Source organism: Albimonas donghaensis (assembly GCF_900106695.1).
GTDB classification, from domain to species: Bacteria; Pseudomonadota; Alphaproteobacteria; order Rhodobacterales; family Rhodobacteraceae; genus Albimonas; species Albimonas donghaensis.
The window spans coordinates 598,233-611,871 of record NZ_FNMZ01000001.1 but is presented as its reverse complement, the minus strand read 5'-3'; the positions used below and the strand labels follow the sequence as shown (position 1 = coordinate 611,871).

Below are 13,639 nucleotides of genomic sequence, written 5' to 3'. Positions count from 1 at the left end.
TTCAGGCTCAGGAGGTCGAGCCGATCACGCCCTCGACCAGGTAGTCCATGCTTTCGAGCGCCACGTCGGACTCCTCGAAGGCCTGGCCCTCGGTGGCGATGACCCCGCCCTTGTTGTCCTTGAGCGGACCCTTGATGACCGAGAAGCCGCCCTTCTTGATGGTGGCCATGGTGTCCTCGAACTGGGCGCGCGACGCGTCGGAGACGGCCGGGCCCAGCGGCGACATCTTGATGAAGTCCTCGGCCAGACCGCCGCGCACGAAGTTGTCGATGGTCCCGCCGGCCAGCGTGGTCTCGGCCATGTCGGTGTAGACATTGGCCCAGTTCCACTCGGCGCCGGTGAGGTATTTCTCGGGCGCCAGCGCCGACTGGTCGGCATGATAGCCGCACACGAAGGCGCCGCGGCCGGCGGCGGTTTCCATCACCACCTTGGGGCCGTCCACATGGCAGGTGATGACGTCGGCGCCCTGGTCGGTGAGCGCGTTGACCGCCTCGGCCTCCTTGACCGCCAGCGACCACTCGCCGGTGAAGATCACCTGGCAGGTGATCTCGGGATCCACGGCGCGGGCGCCGAGCAGGAAGGAGTTCACGTTCAGCAGCACCTGCGGGATCGGCTTGGCGGCGACGAAGCCGATCTTTTTGGTCCTGGTGGCGTGGCCGGCGGCGATGCCGTTCAGATACTGACCCATGCCGATATAGCCGAAATAGGAGCCGACGTTCATCGGGTGCTTGTCGGCCGTCCACATGCCGCCGCAATGCTCGAAGCGCACGTCGGGATATTTCTGCGCCATCTCCAGGATATGCGGGTCGAAATAGCCGAAGGAGGTCGGGAAGATCAGGCTCGCCCCGTCGAAGTTGATCATCGATTCCATCGACTTCTGAACGTCGACGGATTCGGGGACGTTCTCCTCCTCGACCACGGTGATGCCGGGCATGCCCTTGATCGCCGCGGCGCCCTCGGCATGGGCCTGGTTGTAGCCGTAGTCGTCCTTGGGACCGACATAGATGAAGCCGACGGTGGTGTCGGCGGCCAGCGCGCGCCCGGCGCCCAGGCCGGTCAGCGCCACGGCGCCGCCCAGGGCGGCGGTGGATTTCAGGAAGCCTCGACGGGTGGGGATGCGGAAATCGCTCATGGGTCGCTCCAAGTTGTCCTGCGGCGGGGGGCCTAGCGTCTTCGGAGCCCGGTCGAAAGCGCGTCCCTCGCGTCACCGGCTCCGGCGACCGAGCCGCCTTCGAAGGACTATCGCCCGAAATCAGTGGTCATGTAATATGCTTATTTTTCACCGGAGCGCTGCATTTCATGCACCACTCATCTTGCCGCCTGAAACCCGCCCCCCTGCCCCGACGCCCCGCAACGGCGCCCCGCGGGCCGGGAAAGCCGCCTTTCCGCGACGGTCGGACCGAACGGCGCATTGAACCGGCGGCCCTCCTCGGGCGATATGGGGGGCGACGAACAAAGCAGGACCCCAGCTTCATGGCAGACCCCGCGCCCCGGCCCGACGCTTCCGCCGGCACCGACGACGACCTTTTCGCCGGACAGGCCGCCTCCGACGCCTACGACGCCTCCTCCATCGAGGTGCTGGAGGGGCTGGAGCCCGTGCGCAAGCGCCCCGGCATGTATGTCGGCGGCACGGATGAGCGCGCGCTGCATCACCTGGTGGCCGAGGTGCTCGACAACTCGATGGACGAGGCCGTCGCCGGCCACGCCACCCGGATCGAGATGGAGCTGAACGAAGACGGCTCCTGCACCATCCGCGACAACGGCCGCGGCATTCCGGTGGACCCCCACCCGCGCTTTCCCGACAAGTCGGCGCTGGAAGTGATCCTGTGCACGCTGCATGCGGGGGGCAAGTTCTCGGGCAAGGCCTATCAGACCTCGGGCGGTCTGCACGGGGTCGGCATCTCCGTGGTCAACGCCCTGTCGGACGTGATGACGGTCGAGGTCGCGCGCAACAAGATCCTGTGGCGACAGAGCTTTTCCCGCGGCATCCCGCAGGGGCCGGTGGCCGAGGTCGGCCAGGCCCCCAATCGCCGCGGCACCACCGTGACCTTCCATCCGGACGCCGACATCTTCGGGCCGCGGCTGGCGCTCAAGCCCGCGCGGCTGATGCGCATGGCGCGGTCGAAAGCCTATCTGTTCTCGGGCGTCGAGATCCGCTGGAAATGCGCCCCCGCGCTGCTGCGCGACGGCGACGACACCCCGGCCGAGGCCGTGTTCCGCTTTCCCGGCGGACTGGCGGATTTCCTCAACATCACGCTGGACGGCGCCCCCACCTGCGCCCCCGAGCCCTTCGCCGGCAAGGTCTCCTTCGCCGAGAAATTCGGCGCCGACACCCCCGGTTCCGTCGAATGGGCGATCAACTGGACCCCGGCGCGGGACGGGTTCGTGTCCTCCTACTGCAACACCGTGCCGACGCCCGAGGGCGGGACGCATGAGAACGGCTTCTGGGCCGCGATGCTCAAGGGGCTGAAAAGCCATGCGGAGCGGGTCGGCGTGAAGAAGGCCGCGGCGCTGCTGACCCGCGAGGACGTGCAGGGCGCGGCCTGCGCGATGATCTCGATCTTCATCCGCGACCCGGAATTCGTCGGCCAGACCAAGGACCGGCTCGCCACCGCCGAGGCCGCGCGCCTGGCCGAGGCCGCGATCCGCGACCCCATCGACACCTGGCTGGCGGCCGACCCCAGGCGCGCCGGCGGCATCCTCGATTTCGTCATGCTGCGCGCCGAGGAACGCGTGCGCCGGCGGGCGGAGAAGGAGACCCAGCGCAAGTCCGCGGTCAAGAAGCTGCGCCTGCCCGGCAAGCTCTCGGACTGTTCGGACAATTCCAAGGAAGGCTCCGAGATCTTCCTGGTGGAGGGCGACTCGGCCGGCGGCTCGGCCAAGCAGGCCCGCAACCGCCGCACCCAGGCGGTGCTGCCCCTGCGCGGCAAGATCCTCAACGTGGCCAACGCCTCGGTCGAGAAACTCGCCCAGAACCAGGAGCTTCAGGATCTCTGCCAGGCGCTCGGCGTGCAGGGCGGCTCGCGCTTCAACCTTGAGGATCTGCGCTACGAGCGGATCATCATCATGACCGACGCCGACGTGGACGGGGCCCATATCGCGTCGCTGCTGATGACCTTCTTCTTCCGCCAGATGCGGCCGATGGTGGAGGCGGGGCGGCTGTTCCTCGCGGCCCCGCCGCTCTACCGGATCACGCAGGGGACCAAGACCCTCTACGCCCGCGACGATGCGGACCGGGAGCGGTTGCTGGAGACCGAGTTCAAGGCCCGCGGCAAGATCGACATCGGGCGGTTCAAGGGGTTGGGCGAGATGATGCCGCGCCAGCTCAAGGAAACCACGATGGACCCCAAGACCCGGACCCTGATCCGGGTGCTGATCGCCGAGGACGAGCCCGAGGAGGACGGCGAGACCGGCCGCCTGGTCGAGCGTCTGATGGGCCGCAAGGCGGAGCTGCGCTTCCAGTTCATCCAGGAGAACGCGAAATTCGCGGAGGACCTCGATGTCTGATCCGGCGATGCCTGTTCCGGGCCGGCGCGGGTCCGGCCGCGCGCCGGGGCGCGCGACGGCACTGGCGGCGGGACTGGCGCTGGGCCTTCTGGCCGCGGGCTGCGGAGAGGAGCCGAGGGATTCCATCACCCTGTCCGCCATCAACATCGCCGCGGCCTACGCGCCCGACATGCTGCGTCCCGGCCGGCTGGCGGTCGAGCCGCATAACGGCCCCTTCCCCGACGCCGCCGCGCCCGTCGACGCGGCCGCGGTCGCCGGCCTGCTGGCGCTGCCGTCGAGCCTGCCCGATGTCGGGGACATGCCGCAGGTCGCCCCCGGCGGCTGGGCGCGGGCCGAACATGGGCGGCTGCTGCGCATCGCCGTGATCTTCGACCCAACCGAACAGGTCGCGTTCGACGCGCTCTGCGACGCCCGCGCGCCCTTGACGGCGGACGAGGGGCGGCCGCAGGGTTTCGAAGCGACGATGGCGCTCTGCCTGCGGGGAGAGGCCATCGCGGAGGGACGGGTCTCGGCGGACGCCGCCGACCCGCCCACGCCGGAGTTCGTGGCCAGGGCGCTGAACGAACTGCTGGCGGAGATGCTGGGCGCAGGAGGCGCGGACTGATCATGACCAATGAAACCAAGCGGCACGGCCGGATCACCGGCCGCGGGGCGACGCTGCGCGCCCTGCGCGGTGCGGGGCTTGCGCTGGCGCTCGGCGCCGGGCTGGCGGCCTGCGGCGGCCCCAACGGGCCGGCGACGCGGATCTACGCCGAGCTGCTGGACAGCGCCTATTCGCCCAACCAGATCAACGCCGGCAGCATCCCCACGCCGGTGCAGGTGCTGGGAACGCCGCCCGACGGCTCCGACGCCGCGGCGGTGGCCGGGGGCATGCGGATGCCGGCGCGCTTCGGCTCGGGGACCTTCGTGCCGGCGACCGAGCAGGACATGCGCGGCCCCCGCGCCGTGCTGGCCTTCAACCCGTCGGGGCGGCTGCGCTCCTGCGAGGGCGCGGTCGTGGGGCGCGGCGGCGAGGGCCGCAACGGCCGCATGGAGGCGTTGCTCGCCTGGTGCGACGGGACCAAGGAGCTGAGCTCGCTCATGATCAGCTCCGGCGCTTCGCAGGGGCCGAAGGACGACAAGTTCGAACGCGCCATGTCGCAGGCGATGAACCAGCTTCTGCCGTCACGCAACCCGGCCATCGGCGGCGGCGAGGCCTCGGCCCGCCGGGTGCCCGGCGGCTGATCCCCGCCGCTGATCCCCGCCGCTAACCCCAGCCGCCACCCCCCGCCGCTGATCCGGCGCATGCGCGACCGACGCGGGCCTCTTCCTTCGGGGAGAGGCCTTTTTCGCGTCGAACCGGACCGCGACAAGCCGGAAGACCCGCAGCCGCCCGCCGGGTTCCCGAGCGTCCCCCCGCATGACCTCCGGCGGCGCGATCAGCGACACCGGGACCCCGACGGCCTGCGAGGGCGACGCCGCGCCGGTCGCGACCGCTCCGAGCGCGCCGGAACGGAAAAACCCGGCGCATGATGCGCCGGGTTTCTCGTGTCCCGCAGACAGGGATCCGCGTTCAGGTCCCTGCGGCCGGGATCATGCGCCCGGCGCTCAGCCCTCGGCGGCCTCGCGCAGGGCTTCGAGGTCCAGCCACTCCTCCTCCGCCTTCTCCAGCGCGCGGCGGCGCTGGGTCAGGGCGGCGGTGGCCTTGGCGAACTTGTCGGGCGACTTGGCGTAGAGATCCGGATCGGCGAGCAGCCGCTCCAGCTTGCCGATATCGACGCCCAGCCGCTCCATCTCCGCCGGCAGGGCCTCCAGCCGGTGGGTCTGGGTGAAGGTGAGCTTCGGCCCGGGTTTGGCCGACGGCTTCGACGCCCTGGCGCCCGAACTGGCCGCGGGCTTCGCATCCGGCGTCTGCGCGGCCTTGCGGCTCTCCCGCCCCGCGTTCTTCCCAGCGTTCTTCCCCGCGCCCTTGCCGGTCCCCTTGGCGGTCCTGGGGGCGGAGGACGTGACCTCGGCCCCGCCCATCGGCGCCCCGCCGCGCTGCGCGACCATGTCCGACCAGCCGCCGGCATAGACCGTCGCGCGCCCGTCGCCCTCCATCACCACGGTGGAGGCGGCGGTGCGATCCAGAAAATCGCGGTCATGGCTGACCAGCAGCACCGCGCCCTCGAAATCCACCACCAGCTCCTGCAGCAGGTCGAGGGTTTCGACGTCGAGATCGTTGGTCGGCTCGTCCAGCACCAGCACATTGGATTCGCGCGCCATCAGCCGGGCCAGCAGCAGCCGCGCCTTCTCTCCGCCCGACAGCGACTTGACCGGGCCGCGGGCCTGGCGCTCATCGAACAGGAAGTCCTTGAGATAGGCGACCACATGCTTGGGCCGGCCGCGGACCATCACCTGGTCCGAGCGGCCGGAGACCGACATCTCCGGATCGCCCACGAGGCTGTCCCAGAGCGACATCTCCGGGTCCAGCGCGGCGCGGGCCTGGTCGAAGACCGCGACCTCCAGGTTCGTGCCCAGCGTGATCTTGCCGGCGTCGGGTTCGACCTCGCCGGTCAGCATCTTGATCATCGTGGACTTGCCGACCCCGTTGGGCCCGACGAAGGCCACGCAGTCCCCGCGCATGATCTTGAGCGAGAAGTCCGTGCAGATCGCCTTGCCGCCATAGGATTTGGAGACGTCCTCAGCCTCCATCACCCGCTTGCCGGACTGGGGCGCGCTGTCGAAGGCCATGGCCGCCGTCCCGGTGCGCGCGCGCTGGCCGGAGCGTTCCTCGCGCAGGTCCTGCAGGCGGCGGACGCGGCCCATGTTGCGCTTGCGCCGGGCGGAGATGCCCTCCACCGCCCAGACGGCCTCCTGCTTGATGAGACGGTCGAGCTTGTGGCGGGCCTGGGCCTCCTCCTCGAACACCTTGTCGCGCCAGTCCTCGAAATGGGTGAAGCCGCGGTCGAGCCGGCGCGCCTGGCCGCGATCGACCCAGATCACCTGCCGGGTCAGCGCGCGCAGGAAGGCGCGGTCATGGCTGACCAGCACGAAGGCGGCGCGGGTCTGGGACAGCCGCTGCTCCAGCCAGGCGATGGCCTCGATGTCGAGATGGTTGGTCGGCTCGTCCAGCAGCATCAGGTCGGGGTCGACCGCCATCAGCCGGGCCAGCGCCGCGCGCCGCCGCTCGCCGCCCGAGGCCGCGGCGGGGTCCTGGTCCTCGGGGACCTTGAGGCCCTCCATCGCCATTTCGGCGCGCCAGACCTCGGCCGGGTCGAGCGGCTCGGCCACATAGTCGCCCAGCGTGGCGTAGCCGGCGAAATCCGGGTCCTGGGGCAGGTAGCCCACCGTGGCGCCGGGGCGGGTGAAACGTTCGCCCGAATCCGGCTCGGCGAGGCCGGCCATGATCTTCATCAGGGTGGATTTGCCCGAGCCGTTGCGGCCCACGAGGCAGATGCGATCGCCCGGCTGCACGGCGCAGTCGAGGCCGGCGAACAGCGGATCGCCGCCCCAGCCAAGGGAGATCTCGGAGAGCGTCAGAATGGGAGGTTCGGCCATGCGAGGGCGGTAGCCGTCGCAGCGCGGAGCGTCAAGCCGGCGCGCGCCGGAGGGAGGCGGGAAGCGGGGCGAAACAGGCTCGGTTCCGGGGAAAGGCGGCGGCGGGCCGCAGGCGACGCCACGGCGCCCGGACTTCCGCGCGGGGCTCCGGGCGCCTAGGTTGAAGAAAACATAGCGGGAGCGAGAGACCATGATGGGCGTGCAGGGAGCGGTCGACGCGGCCGAAGCGGAGACGCCGGGCGGCGGCGGAAACGGGGTCCCGGCGGCCATGGCCCCCTCAGGCGCGACGTCGCCGGGCGCGGCGCTGTCGGACGCGGCGCTGCCAGGGGCGGCGCCGACGGGCGCTCGGGGGCTGGCCGAACGCGGCGGCCTCACGCCCGACCGGGTCGAGATCATCGGCGGCGTGCATGTGGAGATCTACGGCGCGGGGGCCGGCGCCGGGCCGGGCCTGCCGGTTCTGGCGGTGCACGGCTTCATGTCGAGCCGCACGCAATGGATGCTCAACCTGCCGGCCCTGGTCGCGGCGCGCCCCGTGGCGGTGGTGGAGCTGCTGGGCCATGGCCGCTCCGAGGCGCCCGAGGCGCTTTCCGACTACGCGCCCGCCCGATATTTCGAGACCTTCGAGACGATCCGCGGATTGATGGGCGCGCCGCGCTGGCATCTCTGCGGGCAGAGCTTCGGGGCGGCGATGACGCTGCGCTACCAGGATGCGCATCCCGACGTGGTGGCGGCGCAGGTCTTCACCAACTCCACCGCCTCCTTCGCGGATCCGGCGACGCCCGAGGCCGCCGCCCTGGCGCGCGAACGGGCCGAGCGGATCCGCGCCGAGGGGCGGGAGGGGCTGAGCGCCCATCGCTCGCATCCCTCCGGCGCGCGGCGGTTCCCGGCGGCGGTGAAGGCGGCGATGCTGGAGGATGCGGCCCGGCTGGATCCTCACGCCATGGCCTGCGCGGTGGAGCTGACCATTCCCGGCGTCGCCATGCGCCACCGTTTCCGGGCCATCGAGACGCCGACGCTGATGGTCAACGGGGTGTGGGAGAAGCGGTTTCAGCCTTGGGCGGCCTGGGCGCGGACCGCGCTGCCGACCCTGCGCTCGACGGACCTGGAGGGGGGGCACTCGATCAATGTCGAGCAACCCGCCGCCTTCGACGCCGCCGTGACCCAGTTCCTCGCCGCGTACGATACCTGAACCAGGCGAGACCGGCGGAGGAAGCCGCGCGTCGACCGGCCCGAGGGCGGCGCCGCGGCGCCCGCGCGGCAGGGCGCCGGGGGCGAGGGCGGGTAGGTTTCATCGATCCCGCCGACAGCGCGGGGGGGGGGGGAGCGGCGACCGCGGATGGTCGCTTTCCCTCCATGGAACGGACGAAGCGCCGCAGGGCCGCGCGAGCCCCGGCCCTCCTGATCCCGAGACCCGGCGCCGAGACGGGGCGCCCAAACGCATTCGGATCGGAACGCCGCCAGCGCCGCGATGCTCGCAAGACCCGCTCGCGCGATCCTGTCCTTCCGGCGACGGCGCCGCCAGGCCCCGCCCCCTCAGCGCGCCGCGGGCGCCCGCGCGCCGCCAGGCGCCCGGCCGAACGCGGCGCCCGGCGCCCGGCGGCCCGCCCATGACCGGCCACCCTGTCGCACGCCGCCTCCGCCGTCGCGCGAACCCTTCCGCCCCGCCGCGCCGCCCGCTATCGTCGCGCGCATGACCCGCGCCTCCGCCTCCCCCGCCGAGCCCCGTTCCGCAGCCCCCGCCTTCCCGGGCCCGCTGCCCGCGGCGCTGGCCGCCACCTCCGAGCCGCCGGTGATGGAGGCCCGCCGCTGGATCGAGGGCAAGTCCTTCCCGGCCGAACGCCCGCTTCTGAACCTTTCCCAGGCCGCGCCCGTGGACCCGCCCCCCGAGGGCCTGCGCCGGGCCATCGCCGAGGCCGCGCTGAACGATCCGCAGGCGCATCTCTACGGCCCCGTGCTCGGCCTGCCCGCCCTGCGCGAGGACGTGGCCGCCCGCTGGTCGCGCGACTATTCCGGCGAGATCCGCCCCGAGGACGTCGCCGTCACCGCCGGCTGCAACCAGGCCTTCTGCGCCATGCTGGCCACGCTGGCCGGGCCCGGCGACGCGATCCTCCTGCCCGTCCCGTGGTATTTCAACCACAAGATGTGGTGCGACATGATGGGGATCGAGGCCCGCCCCCTGCCCTGCGACGCCGATCTCAACCCCGATCTCGCCGCCGCCGAGGCGCGGATGGACGGCGTGACGGCCATCGTGCTCATCACCCCCAACAACCCCACCGGCGCCGAATATCCCGCGGGCCTGGTCGAGGCCTTCGCGGCCCTCGCCCGCCGCCATGGCGCGGCGCTGATGCTCGACGAGACCTATCGCGACTTCGACAGCCGCGACGCCGCCCCCCACGCCCTGTTCTCCGACCCCGAATGGCGTGAGACGCTCGTCCATCTCTATTCCTTCTCAAAGGCGTATCGCCTGACCGGACACCGCGTCGGGCTCGCCATCGCGCATCCCGCGCGGCTGGCGCAGGCCGAGAAATTCCTCGACTCGGTGCAGATCTGCGCGGGGCAGCTCGGCCAGATCGCGGCGCTGCACGGGCTCCGCCACCTGGACGATTTCGTGACCGGCCAGCGGGACGAGATCCTCGCCCGCCGCGCCGTGGTCCGCGACAGCTTCCGCCAGGCCCTTCCGGACTGGGAGCTGATGGGCTGCGGCGCCTATTTCGCCTATATCCGCCACCCCTTCGCCGAGGACGCCGAGACGCTGTGCAAGGCGCTGGTGGACGAGCAGTCCCTGCTGATCCTGCCCGGCACGATGTTCTGCCCGCAGGGCGATCCGCTCGGCCCCCAATCCTTCCGCGTGGCCTTCGCCAATGCGGATGCGGACGGGTTGCGGGACGCGCTGGCGCGGCTCGCCGACTTCTCCGCGGGGCGGGCGAGACGGTGAGCGGGGCGGTGAAGCGGCGTCCGCGGGAGACCTGCGCATGACCCGAAGCTTCTACGAGTTCTTCGCCGGCGGCGGCATGGCCCGGATCGGCCTCGGGCCCGGCTGGGACTGCCTGTGGGCCAACGATCTCGACCGCGCCAAATGCGCGGCCTACAGGGCCAATTTCGGCGGCGATCACCTGCTGGAGCGCGACGTGTCCGCCGTGGCGCCGGCGGAGTTGCCGGGGCGGGCGGATCTGGCCTGGGCGTCCTTCCCCTGCCAGGACCTGAGCCTGGCCGGCGCCCGCCGGGGGATGACGCTGGGCGGCACGACCCGGTCCTCGGTGTTCTGGGCGTTCTGGTACCTGATCGAGCACCTGGCCCGCGAGGGCCGCGCCCCCCGCACGCTGGTGATCGAGAACGTGGTGGGCCTGGCCTCGTCCTCGCGGGATTTCGCGACGCTGTGCACGGCGCTGGCGCAGGCGGGCTACCGGTTCGACGCGCATGTGGTGGACGCCTCGGCCTTCCTGCCCCAGTCCCGGCCGCGGCTTTTCGTGGTGGCCTGGCTCGGGGGCGAGCCGCCCGAGGCGCTGCGGGAGGGGGAGGGCGCGCCTCCCCGCCCCAGGGCGCTGGCCCGGGCGCTGGAGGCGCTGGGAGAAGCCGGCCCCGCCCGCCGCGCCCTGCGTCTGGACCTGCCGCGCAGCCGCAACCTGCAGCTGACCGACATCGTGGAGGACCGGCCCGACGGCGTCGCCTGGCGCAAGGCGGCGGAGGTGAAGCGGCTGATGGGGATGATGACCCCGCGCCATCTCGCCCGGATCGAGACCGCGAAGGCGGAGGCCGCGCGATCGGGCCGCGCCCAGGCCGGCACGCTCTATCGCAGGACACGGCCGGACAAGACGAGGGGCGGAACCGTGCAGCGGGCGGAGGTGCGCTTCGACCTCGCCGGTTGCCTGCGGACGCCGGCGGGCGGGTCCTCGCGCCAGACGCTGGTGCTGGTGGAGCCCTCGGGGAAGGTGCGGATGCGGCTGATCTCGGCGCGGGAGGCGGCGCGGCTGATGGGCTTGCCGGAGGATTACGCGCTGCCCAGGGGCTACACCGACGCCTACAAGCTGGCCGGCGACGGGGTGGCGGTTCCGGCGGCGCGCTGGATCGCGGCGCAGCTGGTGGAGCCGCTGCTCGACGCCATGGACGCGGCCGGGGCGGCGGGCGGCGGAGCCGGCGATGGCGAGGCGTTGCGCTCGGCGGCGGGCGCTTGACGCCGGAGCGGTTCCGAAGCCGCGCGTCGACGGGCCCGAGGGCGGCGCCGGATCGCCCGCGCGGCGCTTGATCGGACCGATCACGGCCCCGTTTCAGGCGGCGCGGGCGGGAAACGGCCCCGGCCGGACCGCCCGGCGCATCGCGGCGGCGCCGGAGCGGCGCGCAGCGGGACCGCCCCGCAATCCTTCCGCCCCGCAATTCTTCCGCCCTGCGCTCGCCGCTCCGCTCGCCCCGCGCTCGCCGTTCGCCCCGCGTTCGCCGCTCGGCCCGTTCGACGCCCGCGCCGCCGATGACGCGCGCCGCGGGCGAAACGGCGCGGCCTGGCGCCCGCCCGACGCGGCGCCCGGCCCGCAGGGCCGCCCCCCCGCGCCCCACCAACGCCCCGCTGACGCAGTCATGAGCGGCCCCCGGTTGCCCCCGCCCGCGCCTGCGCGTAAGACCCTTGACCGACTGTTCCTCGCCCTTTCGCGCCGCGAAATCCGCGCCCTCAACCTTCGAAGGCCTCGCTCATGCTCCACCTGCTGCGCCGCGCCGCCAAGACCTGGGTGTTCCGCATCCTCTTCGGCCTGCTGATCCTGTCCTTCGCGGTCTGGGGCGTCGGCGACATGGACTTCGGCGGCGGCGGCAACAGCGTCATCACCGTGGGCGAGCAGAAGGTCACCGTCGAGGACTACGCCATGGCGCTGGACCGCGAGATGCGCTCCGTCTCCCAGCGCTCCGGCCAGCCCGTGGACATCGCCTCGGCCCAGGCCATGGGCCTGCCGCAGTCGGTCACCGCGCGCCTGGTCCGCGACGCCGCGCTGAACGAGGAGGCCCGGCGCCTCGGCATCTCCGCCGACGACCACGCGCTGCGCGACGCCATCCTCTCCTCACCCTCCTTCCACGGGCTCGACGGCACGTTCGACGAGGAGCAGTATCGATTCGTGCTGGAGCGGCTGGGCTTCGCCGTCGACCGCTTCGAGGACGACCTGCGCAAGTCGCTGGCCCGCGACGCGGTCACCGGCGCCGTGTCCCGCGGGGCCGAAGCCGCCCCGGGCTTCGCCGAGCGCCTGATCGCCCGGGCGTTCGAGACCCGGACCTTCCGCCTCGCCTCCCTGCCCGCCGCCGCCATGCCGCAGCCCGAGGCCCCCGACGACGCCACCCTCGCCGCCTTCCACGAGGCCAACCAGGACCGCTACCGCGCCCCCGAAAGCCGCGCCGTGACCTGGATCGAGATCGCGCCGGCCACGCTCGCCGCCGATATCGAGGTCCCCGAGGACGATCTGCGCGCCGCCTTCGAGGCCGCCGCCGACCGCTTCTCCCAGCCCGAGACCCGGGCCGTGGACATGCTGGCCTTCGCCGACGAGGCCACCGCCGCCGAAGCCGCCGAAGCCATCGCCGCCGGCGAGACCAGCTTCGAGACGCTCGCCGCCGAGCGCGACCTGAGCGCCGCCGACATCGACCAGGGCGAAATCCCCCGCGACGCGCTGGACGCGGAGGCCGCCGAGGTGGTGTTCGGGACCGACGAGCTGGGCCCCGTCGGCCCGGTCGACACCCTGTTCGGCCCGACGCTTTACAACATCCGCGCCATAATCCCGGCCCGCGCCACCGCCTTCGAGGATGCGCGCGGAGAGCTGGAAGCCGAACTCGCCATGACCCGCGCCCGCGACCGCGCCCATTCGGAGGCCGAGGAGGCCGCGGACCTGCTCGCCTCCGGCGCCACGCTGGAGGAGATCGCCCGCGACGCCGGTCTGCCGCTGCGCCAGTCCGACGCCGTGACCGCGGACGGGACCGGCGCCGTGGGCGCCTTCGCCCGTGATCCCGCCTTCCTGGAGGAGGTCTTCACCGCCGCCCCGGGCGAGGAGCGCGACCTGCTCGAAGCCGGGAACGGCGCCTATGCGCTGGTCCGTGTGGACGCGGAGACCCCCGCCTCCGACCTGCCGCTGGACGAGATCCGCGACCGGGTCGCCGCCGACTGGGCCGCGCAGGCCCGCATGGACGCGGCCCTGGTCGCCGCCGAGGACGCCTCCGACCGCATCTCCGCCGGCGAAAGCTGGGAGGACGTGACCGCCGAACTGCCCGCCGCCCCGGTCGAGCTGCCGCCCCTGCGCCGCGACCAGCCCGCCCCCGGCCTGACCGCCGAGGCGATGGAGACCCTCTTCGCCGCCGAGCAGGGCGCGGTGCTCGCCGTCGCCACGCCCGACGGCGCGGCGCTGGTCGAGGTCGCCGGCATCACCCCCGCCGACCTCCAGTCCGGTCAGGCGGCGGAACTGCTGGCGCGATGGCGGGAGGCGCTGGACGGCTCGGTCTCCCAGGACCTCTACACCTATTTCGCAGCCGCGGTGCAGAACCGGATCGGCGCGAATTTCAACCCGCAGGCCATGGAACAGGCGATCAGCGCCCTGCGCTGAGCCCGACGGACCGGACGGGGCCGCCGCGCAGGCGCCCCGGCCGGCCGCCG

Annotated in this window: 9 protein-coding genes; 7 read left to right on the top strand and 2 right to left on the bottom strand. The window is 72.7% G+C overall.

The window, feature by feature from the left end; translation table 11 throughout:
• Positions 1-7: 7 nt before the first annotated feature.
• Positions 8-1,132 carry a BMP family ABC transporter substrate-binding protein gene (locus tag BLV24_RS02520; RefSeq protein WP_092679554.1) on the bottom strand — a complete coding sequence of 375 codons (1,125 nt, stop codon included), beginning with the start codon at positions 1,130-1,132 and terminating at the stop codon, positions 8-10.
• Between the two features lie 341 nt (positions 1,133-1,473).
• Between BLV24_RS02520 and parE the strand changes: the two genes are divergently transcribed.
• From parE to BLV24_RS02505, 3 genes are read left to right on the top strand one after another with little or no spacing between them, the layout of a single operon-like run.
• A complete protein-coding gene (gene parE, locus BLV24_RS02515; protein ID WP_092679553.1) occupies positions 1,474-3,507 on the top strand; it encodes a DNA topoisomerase IV subunit B in 2,034 nt (677 codons plus the stop codon).
• The gene (locus BLV24_RS02510; protein ID WP_092679552.1) at positions 3,500-4,111 is read left to right on the top strand and encodes a hypothetical protein; all 612 of its coding nucleotides are present in this window, start codon (positions 3,500-3,502) and stop codon (positions 4,109-4,111) included. The genes parE and BLV24_RS02510 overlap by 8 nt, the downstream gene beginning before the upstream one ends.
• Before the next feature lie 2 nt (positions 4,112-4,113).
• Positions 4,114-4,731: a hypothetical protein gene (locus tag BLV24_RS02505; protein WP_092679551.1), complete on the top strand. Its 618-nt coding sequence runs from the start codon at positions 4,114-4,116 to the stop codon at positions 4,729-4,731.
• Between the two features lie 363 nt (positions 4,732-5,094).
• On the opposite strand, the gene BLV24_RS02500 is transcribed toward BLV24_RS02505, so the two are convergent.
• Positions 5,095-7,026, bottom strand: coding sequence for an ABC-F family ATP-binding cassette domain-containing protein (locus BLV24_RS02500; RefSeq protein ID WP_092679550.1), 1,932 nt, complete (start codon positions 7,024-7,026; stop codon positions 5,095-5,097).
• A gap of 190 nt (positions 7,027-7,216) precedes the next feature.
• Between BLV24_RS02500 and BLV24_RS02495 the strand changes: the two genes are divergently transcribed.
• From BLV24_RS02495 to BLV24_RS22750, 4 genes are all read left to right on the top strand, one after another.
• Positions 7,217-8,215, top strand: a complete 999-nt coding sequence (locus BLV24_RS02495) for an alpha/beta fold hydrolase (protein ID WP_092679549.1) — start codon at positions 7,217-7,219, stop codon at positions 8,213-8,215.
• 501 nt (positions 8,216-8,716) lie between these two features.
• Positions 8,717-9,961 carry an aminotransferase gene (locus BLV24_RS02490; protein WP_092679548.1) on the top strand — a complete coding sequence of 415 codons (1,245 nt, stop codon included), beginning with the start codon at positions 8,717-8,719 and terminating at the stop codon, positions 9,959-9,961.
• 37 nt (positions 9,962-9,998) lie between these two features.
• Positions 9,999-11,198: a DNA cytosine methyltransferase gene (locus BLV24_RS02485; RefSeq protein WP_092679547.1), complete on the top strand. Its 1,200-nt coding sequence runs from the start codon at positions 9,999-10,001 to the stop codon at positions 11,196-11,198.
• A 510-nt stretch (positions 11,199-11,708) separates the two neighbouring features.
• A complete protein-coding gene (locus BLV24_RS22750; RefSeq protein WP_092679546.1) occupies positions 11,709-13,589 on the top strand; it encodes a peptidylprolyl isomerase in 1,881 nt (626 codons plus the stop codon).
• Positions 13,590-13,639 lie beyond the last annotated feature (50 nt).

What these genes read in the sequence shown, in the direction of transcription:
- BLV24_RS02520 (WP_092679554.1), bottom strand. Translation starts at nt 1,132, where the DNA reads ATGAGCGATTTCCGCATCCCCACCCGTCGAGGCTTCCTGAAATCCACC.
- parE (WP_092679553.1), top strand. Translation starts at nt 1,474, where the DNA reads ATGGCAGACCCCGCGCCCCGGCCCGACGCTTCCGCCGGCACCGACGAC.
- BLV24_RS02510 (WP_092679552.1), top strand. Translation starts at nt 3,500, where the DNA reads ATGTCTGATCCGGCGATGCCTGTTCCGGGCCGGCGCGGGTCCGGCCGC.
- BLV24_RS02505 (WP_092679551.1), top strand. Translation starts at nt 4,114, where the DNA reads ATGACCAATGAAACCAAGCGGCACGGCCGGATCACCGGCCGCGGGGCG.
- BLV24_RS02500 (WP_092679550.1), bottom strand. Translation starts at nt 7,026, where the DNA reads ATGGCCGAACCTCCCATTCTGACGCTCTCCGAGATCTCCCTTGGCTGG.
- BLV24_RS02495 (WP_092679549.1), top strand. Translation starts at nt 7,217, where the DNA reads ATGATGGGCGTGCAGGGAGCGGTCGACGCGGCCGAAGCGGAGACGCCG.
- BLV24_RS02490 (WP_092679548.1), top strand. Translation starts at nt 8,717, where the DNA reads ATGACCCGCGCCTCCGCCTCCCCCGCCGAGCCCCGTTCCGCAGCCCCC.
- BLV24_RS02485 (WP_092679547.1), top strand. Translation starts at nt 9,999, where the DNA reads ATGACCCGAAGCTTCTACGAGTTCTTCGCCGGCGGCGGCATGGCCCGG.
- BLV24_RS22750 (WP_092679546.1), top strand. Translation starts at nt 11,709, where the DNA reads ATGCTCCACCTGCTGCGCCGCGCCGCCAAGACCTGGGTGTTCCGCATC.